Source organism: Bacillus sp. SG20033, assembly GCF_044570195.1.
Taxonomy (GTDB): Bacteria; Bacillota; Bacilli; order Bacillales; family Bacillaceae; genus Bacillus; species Bacillus subtilis.
This window is the reverse complement of the sequence record NZ_CP172606.1, coordinates 1,741,727-1,754,010: the sequence shown is the minus strand read 5'-3', so window position 1 is coordinate 1,754,010 and position 12,284 is coordinate 1,741,727. Positions and strand designations below refer to the sequence as shown.

Below are 12,284 nucleotides of genomic sequence, written 5' to 3'. Positions count from 1 at the left end.
ACATCTCCTAGTTTATTATTCAAGGCCTTCTTTTAACACACAAAGAAGGTGAGCAAGACCCTGCTCACCGCTACTTCTGTGGTTCTTCCTTATAATCGCATTCCACGCATTGGACTTGTATACCTTTTTTGAGTTTTTTCTCGACGAGCATTTTTCCGCATTTCGGGCATTTTCGTTCAATTGGTTTGTCCCATGATACGAATTCACAGTCCGGATAACGGTCACAGCCGTAAAACACCCGTTTCTTTTTCGATTTTCGCTCAACAATGTTTCCTTCTCCGCAGCTCGGGCACTTCACACCGATTTGTTTCACAATCGGTTTCGTGTTCCGGCAGTCAGGGAAGTTGGAGCAAGCTAAGAATTTACCGTACCGTCCCATTTTATATACCATTGGAGAACTGCACAATTCACAATCCTCTCCAGCATACTCTGGTTCAATCTCAACTTCCTTCATTTCCGATTCGGCTTTTTTGACGCGTTTTTCAAAATCGGTGTAGAAATTATCGATAATCTTGACCCATTCGGTATTTCCTTCTTCAACATGATCAAGATCTCTCTCCATTTTAGCTGTAAACTCAACGTTAATGATCTCAGGGAAAAACTCCATGATCAAGTCAAGAACGATCTGACCTAATTCAGTCGGAACGAAACGTTTATTATCCAATGCCACGTAGCCGCGCCGCTGAATAGTATCAAGTGTCGGAGCATATGTGGATGGACGGCCGATACCGCGTTCTTCAAGGGTTTTAACAAGCCGGGCCTCAGTATATCGCGGAGGCGGCTGGGTAAAATGCTGCTCAGGTTCTATATCTTTTGATAATACCGTGTCGCCTTCTTGTAAGTCAGGCAGCATCCGGTCTTTTTCTTCCATTTGATCGTCTTTTCCTTCAACATACACCTTCATAAACCCGGAAAACTTGACTTTACTTCCATTTGCACGAAATGTCAAACCGTTGTTTGTCAGGTCGACACTCATTGTATCGAGAACAGCCGGTGCCATTTGGCTGGCAACAAAACGCTCCCAAATTAATTTATACAGTCTCATTTGGTCTCTGCCGAGGACTGCTTTTAATTCACTTGGTTTTCTAAGAACTGAAGTCGGCCGAATTGCTTCGTGGGCATCCTGGGCGTTTTCATTCTTTTTCGCAGGCTTCCGTTTTCCGCCTAGGAACTCTTTTCCATAAGTCTGATCAATAAATGCAGCTGCTTCATCAACAGCCGTATTTGAAATACGGGTTGAATCCGTTCTCATATACGTGATCAGACCAACCGTTCCTTCTCTTCCTAAATCAATTCCTTCATATAATTGCTGTGCAATCATCATCGTTTTCTTCGCTCTGAAATTGAGCTTGCGAGCCGCTTCCTGCTGCAGGGTAGAAGTGGTAAAAGGCAAAGCAGGATTACGTTTGCGTTCCTTTTTGGTTACTTTTTCAACTGTATATTGATTCCCTTTGAGCTGAGAAAGAATCTCTTTTACATCAGCTTCACTATTTAAAGGAAGTTTTTTGCCGTTTTTCCCGAAAAAGCTCGCTTCAAAGGTTTCTTGACCTTTTAAGAACGTACCGTCAATTGTCCAATATTCCTCAGGCTTAAAGTCGTTAATCTCTTTTTCACGGTCAATAATCAAACGGAGGGCAACGGATTGCACGCGTCCTGCGCTAAGCCCTTTTTTGACTTTTTTCCATAAGATTGGACTGATTTTATATCCGACAAGCCTGTCTAAAATACGTCTCGCTTGCTGTGCATCCACTAAATCCATATTGATCATGCGGGGATGCTTAAACGATTCCTTAATAGCGTCTTTTGTAATTTCGTTAAACACCACACGGCAGTCTGAGTTGAGATCTAAATCAAGACTGTGTGCCAAATGCCATGCAATCGCTTCCCCTTCTCTGTCGGGGTCGGCTGCAAGATACACTTTTTTGGCTTTTTTCGCAGCCGTTTTCAGCTCTTTTAATACCGGGCCTTTACCTCGAATGGTAATATATTTCGGTTCAAAATTCTGTTCTATGTCAACTCCCATTTGACTTTTTGGAAGATCCCGGACATGTCCCATTGATGCTTTTACTTTATATTTTTTACCTAAGTAACGTTCAATCGTTTTCGCCTTAGCGGGCGATTCCACGATGACTAGATAATCAGACATTTTCATCCCCCTCAAGAGGTGTTCTCTCTCTTTTCAAGATATTTCAATTTTATTTTTGCAGCTGTCTTTATTTGGCTTTCAACATTTCATTCTTTATCATGAACGTCATTAATTAAATAGAAAACAATATGCAACTTTAAATCCTCACTATTATTAAATATTACAATACCGTTTGTCAAACGATAATTCAAAAGGGTTCCGTATATTGAACGTTTCTCTCAGGAAGTTCCTCGAAAATATCCTCTGCTGACCATATGGCTTTAGCCCCCTGCTGGATCAGTTTTATAGGACCTCCGGCGTAAGGGTCAAACAATGAACCGGGTACGGCAAATACCTCTCTCCCTTGTTCCAATGCTTGATAGGCAGTAATCAGCGAACCGCTTTTTTCTTTGCCCTGAACGACAATAACGCCTTCACTTAGTCCGCTGATAATACGGTTTCTCATAGGGAAATGCCATTTTTGGGGTTTAGTTTCAGGTGGGTGCTCTGACAGCAGGATATGGTGTTTAGCCATGTGATCTGCTAACTGAAGGTTTTCTCGGGGATAAATGTGTTGAAATCCGCCTGCAATGACGCCAATTGTCCGCCCCTTCGCCTTAATACTTGCAGCATGGGACATTCCGTCTATCCCAGACGCCAGTCCGCTGACAATCACCCAACCTTTACGACAGATCTCTTTTGTAAGATGATTGACAACTTGTTTCCCATAAGCTGTTGGATTTCTTGTCCCTACAATTCCAATTTTTCTCCCTTTCGAAAGAAGAGTCATATCACCTTTTGCAAACAGTACGGCAGGGGGATCATAAATGCTTTTAAGCCAGAAAGGATATTGCTTTGAAGAAATAGGGATGGTGTTAATGCCTTGCTCACGATAAGCAGCAAGTACACGCGGGAGCTTTGGATAAAATTGTTCTATTTCGTTTTTTAATGCAGCTGCTTTTATTTGATCACGAGTAACCGTTTGTAACACGGGTGATGTCAGCGACATAGACGGATCGGCTTTCCACCATTTTAATAGAAGGGATGGGGATAATAATTGATTGATTCTGCAAATCGTTAGGCAGGCAGCGGCCTGATCCAATAGATTGACCTCCTTTTGTTAGAAAAAGCAGGAACAGCCTTGACGGCTGTCCCTTTTTTATTAATGCGTTTTACAAGTTTCGAACAAGTTCTTCTCTTTCAGCACCTTGATTAAGGTTTCACCCATGACAGAAGGTGTCTCTGCAACTTCGATTCCGCATGCATTAAGGGTTTTGATTTTTTCATCAGCTGTCCCTTTCCCGCCGGAAATAATGGCGCCTGCATGCCCCATGCGCTTCCCAGGAGGTGCTGTTTTACCACCGATAAAACCGACTACCGGTTTTGTCATGTTGGCTTTTACCCACTCTGCCGCTTCCTCTTCGGCAGTACCGCCGATTTCGCCAATCATGATGACTGCGTGTGTGTCAGGATCTTCGTTAAACGCTTTTAAAACGTCAATAAAGTTTGTTCCATTTACAGGGTCGCCGCCGATTCCAACAGCTGTAGATTGCCCTACACCCGCTTCTGAGAGCTGGTGCACCGCTTCGTATGTTAATGTTCCTGAACGTGATACAACGCCTACATGACCCTTTTTATGGATGTATCCGGGCATAATGCCGATTTTACATTCTTCAGGCGTAATGACACCAGGACAGTTCGGCCCTATCAGTCTCGTTTTCTTGCCTTCCATGAAGCGTTTGACCTTCACCATATCCAAAACCGGGATATGTTCTGTGATACAAATCACGAGATCAAGCTCCGCATCTACCGCTTCCATAATCGCATCAGCTGCAAACGGTGCGGGCACATATATAACAGACGCGTTAGCGCCGGTCGTTTGAACTGCTTCAGCCACTGTATTAAATACAGGAACACCTTCCGCTTCTGTTCCGCCTTTTCCAGGTGTTACACCGCCAACGATATTTGTGCCGTATTCAAGCATCTGCTTCGTATGAAATAAAGCGGTAGAACCTGTAATCCCTTGCACAATAACTCTTGTATCTTTATTAATGAAAACACTCATTATTTGGTCCCCTGCCTTTCATTCTTTCTTAAACTAAGGATACGATTTTCTGCGCGCCGTCAGCCATTGATTCCGCAGATGTAATGTTTAATCCTGATTCACTAAGGATTTTCTTCCCTAGATCCACGTTTGTGCCTTCAAGACGGACGACAAGCGGCAATGTCAAACCAACTTGTCTAGTCGCTTCAACAACCCCTTCTGCGATGACATCACATTTCATAATGCCGCCGAAAATGTTGACAAAAATCCCTTTAACGTTTTGATCAGAAAGAATGATTTTAAATGCTTCCGTGACTTTTTCAGCGGTTGCACCGCCGCCCACATCAAGGAAGTTGGCCGGTTCTCCTCCATAATGCTTGATAATATCCATCGTGGACATTGCAAGCCCCGCGCCGTTTACCATACAGCCGATATTTCCATCAAGGGAAATGTAGCTTAGATCATATTTGGACGCTTCAATTTCTTTCGGATCTTCTTCATCCAAATCTCTGTATTCCATAATGTCCTTTTGTCGGTACAACGCATTGCTGTCAAAATTCAATTTTGCATCAAGCGCCATCACATTTCCGTCGCCGGTAACAACAAGCGGATTGATTTCGGCGATTGAGCAGTCTTTCTCAACAAACGCTTTATATAGTCCAAGCATAAATTTAGCAGCTTTTCCCACGAGCTCTTTTGGAATATTAATAGCGAATGCAATTTCTCTGGCTTGATAGCCTTGAAGGCCAACAGCCGGATCAATGACAGCTTTTTTGATTTTTTCCGGTGTTTTCTCCGCAACCTCTTCAATTTCCGTTCCGCCTTCTTCAGAAGCCATCAAAACGATTCTTGAAGTGGCGCGGTCAAGCACTAGACCGATGTAATATTCTTTTTTAATATCGCAGCCTTCTTCAATAAGTAAGCGTTTTATTACTTGGCCGTCCGGACCCGTCTGATGTGTAACTAGGGTCTTCCCTAATAGTTCTTCGGCATACGCTTTTACTTCGTCTAATGATTTTGCTATTTTTACCCCACCAGCTTTGCCTCGACCGCCAGCATGAATTTGAGCCTTTACGACATAAACCGAGCTGGATAAGCTCTTTGCACTCTCAACTGCTTCTTCTGCTGTAAAAGCCACTTTACCTTCAGGAACAGATACCCCATATTTTCTGAGGACTTCTTTTCCCTGGTACTCATGGATATTCATTTCCCATCCTCCTAACTTATGTAACAAAACTAAAATAGACTGCGCTTTCATTCTATAATAATACTGGAAGAATTGTCTACAGTTCGATGCAAAATCTTTTAATCCTTCTAAACATTCAAACTTTTACTTTATTAAAAACATAAATTTCAAAGGAGGATGGGGAATATTTTAGCTATTTTTTGTTTTTTACGCTTTCGTCCAATTTGTAAATGAATGAAAAAATCTCGGCTACCGTTTCATAAAGAGCTTCAGGAATTTGATCATCTACCGTCAAATGGCGCATTAATTCGACAAGGGTCCGATCTTCTTGAATCGGGACCCCTGCTTTTTTCGCTTCTTTGATAATGTTGTCAGCTACATAGCCCTTCCCTGTGGCAATCACTCTCGGCGCCTTGTCTTTTTGTTCGTCATAATGGAGAGCAACAGCTTTTCTGATCGGTGTCTGCTCTTTCATATTTTCACATCCACTTCCTGATCACTGATACTTGTTATATATTGATCGATTGAAGCCTTTTCTTCGGTGTGAACCCTTTTTTTAGCGTTTACCCCTGAAAGGCTGTACCCCATTTCCTTTAGCCCCTGTTTAAGCGCGGGCACCATCGGATCGATCGCAGCCTGCAGCTCGAAATCAGTCTCTATTGTAATGGTCATGACTTTTTGTTGTACCAAGCAATCAACGACGGTTTCTTTTAGTGTATCAAGCTGCAGCAAAAACAAAAGGCGGCAATGGGAAGGATCAAGCTTTCCATCCGCTTCTTTCTTTCCTTTAAACAGAACAGTCATGTCCTGAACCCCTGACTTCGAAAACATCGGAAATGACATTACAATTTGGCTGTATGATGGATGGTCCTGCTGTATGAAAAGCTGGCCATTTAATTTATGAAAAAGCTGATCGGCTTCTTGTTTGACTGGTTCGGCTACCTCATGCGATGCTCTTAAGGCAGAAAGAGCCAGCTTGATGGATTGCATTTCGCCAGATGTGACTGCGCTTCCTTGTTCAAACGCTTTAATGAACGCAACCTCGTCCCTTGCGCCGATTGCCGTTTTCACTTTGGATAAGAAAGAAAGAACATCTGCCTTATCCGCCAAATGGGGTGCTGTCTGCTGAACAGCCTTTAAAAAGACTTCGGCTTCCTGGTCTGTGACTTGTGCCGCTTGTAAAACAGCTGAAGCTGCAAGTGACTTACTATCACCCGATGAAGCAGCCGCTTGAATCCAATTTGCTGCTTCTTTCACAATTTGGAGACCGTTTTTTTCAGCAGATTCCGTCAGCTTCAACAGCAGCTGGCGGGCTTCTTTAATTGGAATGTCTGCTGCTGTTTTAACAGGCTCTTCTTGTATGCTTCCCTGTTCTGCTGTGTGATTTGCAATCGGCAGGCTGGCTTTTCCGGGGGAGCCAGCTGGTGTGCTAAGCTCCCTGCTTCCAGCTGTATTCGCCGGAGAAGGTGCTTTCGTATTGTCGGTTAAAGAAATAAGCTTATCAATCAGCCGTTCTGCATGGACATCGATTTCACTATTTAAAAGCACCGTAACTGCTTCCTTTAGCTTTGACATCATTTGGCTCTGCTGAGGGTTTTGGTCGATTGCCTGTAGCAGCTGGGATACGTGCTGATGCAACGGAACAGGCGATTTCACAGCGTGAACACCATTCAAAATCTCGGAGTGAATGGGAAGATCACGCTTTAAAGCGAAGAGAACCGCTTCAACTGCTTTTTTTGTGTCTTGCGAAGGCAGCGTGTCCATCCAGCGGACAGCTGTTTTGATATCATTTTCTGTTACGGGTGTTTTGCTCTTCAGCATCGCTCCTGTCATCATGAGAGCTGCGTTTGACGTCTTCACTGACATGGCATTTAAAAGCTTGCCAGCTGCATCCTGAATGGTTTTAGGATTTTGATCAAAGCTTTGAACGACCTGAAGACGGCCTGTTTGTTCTGCCGTTTTTTTTTCGTAGGAAAACCAATAGTATGCCTGAGGACGAAGCTGGGCTTCAAGTTTTCCCTGAACAGTTTGATTACCGACTTGGATCAGGGCATGCTGATCTCCTAGTAAACGAAGCACTTTTCCTAAGAGGAGACGCTTCTCCCCGTTTAGCGCTTCGTTTACTTTTGATGTAACCTGCGGGTCGGCTGTACGCCCGAAAAGGTGCTGCAGCGCCTTTTGCACATCATTTCGTATGTTCATTTTAAAAAGGTGCCTCCTTGTCCATGGTGATTTATCTGAAAGATTGAACAGGAGCGAAAGTTTTGCGGTGCAATTCAGTTGGGCCGTATGCAGCGAGAGCTTCCAAATGTTCTTTTGTCCCATAGCCTTTATTTTTTTCAAAGCCGTACATGGGATACGTTTCGGCATAAGCGCTCATCATTCGGTCCCTCGTCACTTTTGCGATACACGCACCTGCCGCAATAGACACGCTTTTGGCATCGCCTTTTATAATTGACGCCTGAGCCGTGTCGAGCGGAAGTGTCATTGCGTCAACAAGCAAATAATCAGGTGTATCCGACAAATCCTGTATCGCTTTCACCATTGCCATTTTTGAAGCTTCATATATATTGATCTCATCAATCACAGTAGCTTCTACAATTCCTATCCCGACCGCCAGTGCTTCCTTCATAATAAGCTCGTAATATTCCTCGCGTTTTTTCTCTGAAAGCTTTTTGGAGTCTGTCAGCCCAAGTATTTCACATTCCTCTGGAAGGATGACTGCGCTGGCGACAACTGGTCCTGCCAATGGCCCCCGGCCCACCTCGTCAACACCTGCAATCAAGCGAAATCCTTTGTTTCTTGCCAGCCTTTCATAGGAAGTCATATTCACCCATTGTTCTTTCAGCGCTTTTTCTTTCGCTTGCTTTTTAAGCCATTGCTCTACAAGCGTTTGAACGCTTTTTCTCGGGTCGTTTTCGCATTGGGCAATAAATGGGTCTCGTGCATCCTTCACTTCCTGCAAACGGTCTTTAATGTCCTTTACGGTTAATGTATTCACTTTCTCTTCTCCCTTACTGTATGTATCGGTTCAGCCAAGAAAAAATAAAGACCCGCATTTCTGCGCGCCTTTACATCGTCGGCTGTTCAAATGACAGCCTGCCGAACTTTTCAGTGCGAATATCGCGAATGATGACTTCAGTCGTCTTATCATAGTTAATGAGCCCACCGCTCATGAGACAGCCCCGCTTTTCACCTATTGCATCAAACAGCTCGGCAATGTCCTCTGGGATCTCCTCAAGGCCATAACGCTCCTTGAGCCGTTCTGGGTAATGTTCTTCGAGAAAACGAAGACCAAACACGGCCACGTCCTGCAAATTGATAATCGAGTCTTTAATAGCCCCGGTGACTGCCAGTCTCAAACCGACAAGCTCATCCTCAAATTTAGGCCACAAAATTCCCGGTGTATCTAATAGCTCTAATTCTTTCCCAACTTTGACCCACTGTTGAGAAGTCGTAATACCAGGTCTGTCTCCCGTTTTTGCTATGTTTTTCTTTGCAAGCCGGTTGATGAGCGTTGATTTTCCGACGTTTGGAATGCCGATAATCAAAGCGCGAATCGCTCTCGGCTTCACACCTTTCGCACGCATCCGGTCAAATTTTTCTTGGAGGATCTCTTTTGATGCAGGCACAATTTGATTTAACCCTTGTCCATTTACAGAATTAATAGACAGAGAGCGGATCCCCTGCTTCTCAAAGTGCTCTTTCCACCGCTGTGTAACTGCCGCATCTGCTTTGTCAGACTTGTTTAACAGCATAATTCGCGGCTTGTTTTTTAGAATATCTTCAATCATTGGGTTTCTTGATGACATTGGAATTCTGGCATCTACCAATTCATATACGATATCGATTAATTTTAATTTTTCGGTTACTTCCCTTCTTGCTTTTGCCATATGGCCCGGGAACCATTGAATTGTCATGTGACACGAACACCGCCTTTATCTTCAGTATGCATGATTCATTGTTGTCCTTTATGTATTTTACGATGCCTGTCCGGCATTTTCAAATTCTGTATAAAAAAAGAGCTTGTTACAGGTAACAAGCTCTTTTCGTTCGTTATCATTATCGTCTGATCTCTTTAATACGAGCCGCTTTTCCGCGAAGTTCACGCAGGTAGTAAAGTTTAGCACGGCGTACTTTACCGTAACGTACAACTTCGATTTTCGCGATTTTTGGTGTGTGTACTGGGAAAGTACGTTCAACGCCAACACCGTAAGAAATCTTACGAACTGTGAACGTTTCGCTGATTCCACCACCACGACGCTTAATCACAACACCTTCAAAGATCTGGATACGCTCACGGTTACCCTCAACAACTTTAACGTGTACACGTAAAGTGTCACCAGGACGGAACGCAGGAAGATCAGTACGAAGCTGTTCTTTTGTGATATCTTCAATTAGTTTTTGCATCGTTTTCAACTCCTTCCAACAGATGCTCTTGGCCACAAAAACCGGCACAGCGGAACATCGTTTTCAAGCTTGCAGCGGATAAGCCCGCTTAAGCCACAAGTAGTATCTTATCACAATTTCATAGCCTATGCAATAAAATCTATTCTTTTTCCCATTCAGAAATCCACTTTCTTTGCTGCTCTGTAAGCGGGTAGTCTTTCAACAGATCCGGACGTCTTAGGTAGGTCCTTCTGATCGATTCTTTATTCCGCCATTCTTCAATTTTTGCATGGTTTCCTGACAAGAGTGTTTCAGGCACTTTTAAACCTTTGTAATCTGCCGGTCTTGTATAATGCGGGTGCTCTAAAAGTCCGGTGCTGAAGGAATCCTCAATATGGGAAGCCTCTTTACCCAGTACACCCGGAAGCAGTCTGACCACACTGTCTGCGATCATCATTGCAGGGAGCTCACCGCCCGTCAGAACAAAGTCGCCAATTGATATTTCATCCGTTACCAAGTGCTCGCGAATGCGTTCATCATAGCCTTCATAGTGGCCGCAAATGAACAGCAAATGCTCTTCCTTAGCTAATTGCTCGGCTTTTTTTTGGGTAAAACGCTCACCTTGCGGGCATACCAGGATAATACGCGGAGCGGCGGCTGCCTTTGATGTCAGGTCCTCGACCGCGTCAAAAACAGGCTGGGGCTTGAGAACCATGCCTGCCCCGCCGCCATAAGGATAATCATCAACAGTATTGTGCTTGTTATCAGAGTACTCCCGGAAATTTACGACTTGAAACTGCACCGCATCTTTTTCCTGGGCTTTTTGAAGAATCGATGAGCCGAGCACGCCTTCAAACATTTCGGGAAACAGCGTCAAAAAATCGATTTTCATTCGTCTATTAACCCTTCCATGAGTTCAATCTCAATTTTCTTTTCCCTGACATCGATATGTTTAACCACTGATTCAATGTAAGGAATGAGTGCGTCTTTTTTTCCTTTTCGTCCGATGACCCAAACGTCATTGGCTCCAGGCGTCAAAATTTCTTTGACCTTTCCGATGAGTTCGCCTTCTTCAGTAAATACTTCACACCCAATAATTTCGTGGAAATAAAATTCACCCTCATTCAGCTCTCCTAATTCTTCTTCAGGAACTTTAATGATTGCGTTTTTCAGCTCTTCTACTTCATTTAGGTTTTGTCTTTCTTTAAACTGCAGGAGATGAAATTGCTTATGCAGTCTATGTGTGTTTACCGTTACCTCCACTGGTTCGTTACGGCCGTCCATAAACAAATACAGCGTGTTTCCCGGCTTGTATCGTTCTTCGGCAAAATCTGTTTTTGAAATCACCCGCACTTCGCCTTTGATTCCGTGGGTATTTACGATTTTGCCTACATTAAACCATCGCTTTGTCATATGATCACCTCTGGCGAATTTCAATTACTTTTCCGTCTTTTATGACGATGGTGTTCGCTGCTGTTTTCTCATGCCAGTCATCCCCGGCTTCAATCGTCAGCAGCGCATCGACTTCCTTTTCTTTCAACTCACTGCCAAGCGGCAATGTATGTACTTGAGCAATTTGAAAATCGATGATTTTCATATCATCTTTTCGCTTTTCTATTGCCTTTTTAAATTGTTCTATCATATCAGGGTTTTGCTGTTCTTTCTCATGTTTTCTAAGCTGAAAATAGAGCTGGCTGCATTCTCGTTCAAGCATTTGTTTCTTTTCGGCAAAAGAAGCTAAAAGCTTTTCTTTACTGCGCTCGGTTAAGACTTGCATAACGGCTACACGGTGAATAATTTGCATTGCACCAAGCTCCCCGCTTTTAAAACTTTTACTCGCCCAGGCTTTTCTATTTTGCCTAAGCTTCTATCAGTTTACCCTTTTTTTGCGTGTAAAAAAAGGGGAGGTGCCGGCCCTCTCCCTTTTAGTCAAATATTTCAAATTGAACTTTCTTAGAAGACTGTGCGCCAGCTGCAAATACAGCTGTTCGAATCGCTTTTGCAGTCCGGCCTTGCTTTCCGATAACTTTACCGGTATCTGACTTATGGACAGATAAGCGCAGCGCAATCTTTTGATCGGTTTCTTCTCTTATGACGCGAATGTCATCTGGATGATCAACAAGCGGCGTCACAATGTGGACAATCAAATCTTCCAAGTGTTGATCAGTCATTACTTGCCTTGTTTAGCGTTGTGGAATTTTTCCATGATTCCTTGGCTAGAGAACAAGTTGCGAACTGTATCAGATGGTTTCGCTCCAGTTTGAAGCCATTTAAGAGCAAGCTCTTCGTCAATTTTTACTTCCGCTGGTTTTGCAACCGGGTTGTAAGTTCCGACTGTTTCGATGAAACGGCCGTCACGTGGTGAACGAGAATCTGCTACAACAATACGATAGAAAGGAGATTTTTTTGCTCCCATACGTTTTAAACGAATTTTTACTGCCATTTTACTAGCACCTCCGAAAATATTTCAACAAGATAGTATATTAACAATGATAAAAGTGTTTGTAAAGTGTTTTTTCTTAACAACGGTTTTATCATGT

14 protein-coding genes are annotated in these 12,284 nt (G+C 43.5%); all 14 read right to left on the bottom strand.

Annotated elements, in window-relative coordinates:
• Window positions 1–70: 70 nt before the first annotated feature.
• Window positions 71–2,146 (bottom strand): type I DNA topoisomerase, encoded by a 2,076-nt coding sequence (gene topA, locus ACFVP7_RS09300; RefSeq protein ID WP_003245599.1) that lies wholly within the window; start codon window positions 2,144–2,146, stop codon window positions 71–73.
• Window positions 2,147–2,333: 187 nt separating this feature from the next.
• Entirely contained in the window at window positions 2,334–3,227 is an 894-nt protein-coding gene (gene dprA / locus ACFVP7_RS09295) for a DNA-processing protein DprA (RefSeq protein ID WP_014479775.1), read from the bottom strand.
• Between the two features lie 60 nt (window positions 3,228–3,287).
• The gene (gene sucD / locus ACFVP7_RS09290; protein WP_003238566.1) at window positions 3,288–4,190 is read right to left on the bottom strand and encodes a succinate--CoA ligase subunit alpha; all 903 of its coding nucleotides are present in this window, start codon (window positions 4,188–4,190) and stop codon (window positions 3,288–3,290) included.
• A 28-nt stretch (window positions 4,191–4,218) separates the two neighbouring features.
• On the bottom strand, window positions 4,219–5,376 hold the full coding sequence (sucC, locus tag ACFVP7_RS09285) for an ADP-forming succinate--CoA ligase subunit beta (RefSeq protein WP_003244732.1): 1,158 nt from the start codon (window positions 5,374–5,376) through the stop codon (window positions 4,219–4,221).
• Between the two features lie 172 nt (window positions 5,377–5,548).
• Window positions 5,549–5,830 (bottom strand): FlhB-like flagellar biosynthesis protein, encoded by a 282-nt coding sequence (locus ACFVP7_RS09280; protein WP_338733765.1) that lies wholly within the window; start codon window positions 5,828–5,830, stop codon window positions 5,549–5,551.
• Entirely contained in the window at window positions 5,827–7,557 is a 1,731-nt protein-coding gene (locus ACFVP7_RS09275) for a hypothetical protein (RefSeq protein ID WP_338733763.1), read from the bottom strand. The genes ACFVP7_RS09280 and ACFVP7_RS09275 overlap by 4 nt, the downstream gene beginning before the upstream one ends.
• Before the next feature lie 31 nt (window positions 7,558–7,588).
• Window positions 7,589–8,356: a ribonuclease HII gene (rnhB, locus tag ACFVP7_RS09270; protein ID WP_038828231.1), complete on the bottom strand. Its 768-nt coding sequence runs from the start codon at window positions 8,354–8,356 to the stop codon at window positions 7,589–7,591.
• Window positions 8,357–8,426: 70 nt separating this feature from the next.
• Window positions 8,427–9,275 (bottom strand): ribosome biogenesis GTPase YlqF, encoded by an 849-nt coding sequence (ylqF, locus tag ACFVP7_RS09265; RefSeq protein ID WP_338733756.1) that lies wholly within the window; start codon window positions 9,273–9,275, stop codon window positions 8,427–8,429.
• Between the two features lie 142 nt (window positions 9,276–9,417).
• A complete protein-coding gene (gene rplS / locus ACFVP7_RS09260; RefSeq protein ID WP_003220825.1) occupies window positions 9,418–9,765 on the bottom strand; it encodes a 50S ribosomal protein L19 in 348 nt (115 codons plus the stop codon).
• Window positions 9,766–9,904: 139 nt separating this feature from the next.
• Window positions 9,905–10,636 carry a tRNA (guanosine(37)-N1)-methyltransferase TrmD gene (gene trmD / locus ACFVP7_RS09255; protein ID WP_003232011.1) on the bottom strand — a complete coding sequence of 244 codons (732 nt, stop codon included), beginning with the start codon at window positions 10,634–10,636 and terminating at the stop codon, window positions 9,905–9,907.
• Complete coding sequence (gene rimM / locus ACFVP7_RS09250; protein ID WP_003232013.1) at window positions 10,633–11,157, bottom strand: ribosome maturation factor RimM; 525 nt, start codon at window positions 11,155–11,157, stop codon at window positions 10,633–10,635. Before rimM ends, trmD begins: the two co-directional genes overlap by 4 nt.
• Window positions 11,158–11,161: 4 nt before the next feature.
• Window positions 11,162–11,548, bottom strand: coding sequence for a YlqD family protein (locus tag ACFVP7_RS09245; protein WP_015715875.1), 387 nt, complete (start codon window positions 11,546–11,548; stop codon window positions 11,162–11,164).
• Between the two features lie 121 nt (window positions 11,549–11,669).
• Window positions 11,670–11,915 carry a KH domain-containing protein gene (locus ACFVP7_RS09240; RefSeq protein ID WP_014476792.1) on the bottom strand — a complete coding sequence of 82 codons (246 nt, stop codon included), beginning with the start codon at window positions 11,913–11,915 and terminating at the stop codon, window positions 11,670–11,672.
• Window positions 11,915–12,187 (bottom strand): 30S ribosomal protein S16, encoded by a 273-nt coding sequence (gene rpsP, locus ACFVP7_RS09235; protein ID WP_003220815.1) that lies wholly within the window; start codon window positions 12,185–12,187, stop codon window positions 11,915–11,917. The genes ACFVP7_RS09240 and rpsP overlap by 1 nt, the downstream gene beginning before the upstream one ends.
• Window positions 12,188–12,284 lie beyond the last annotated feature (97 nt).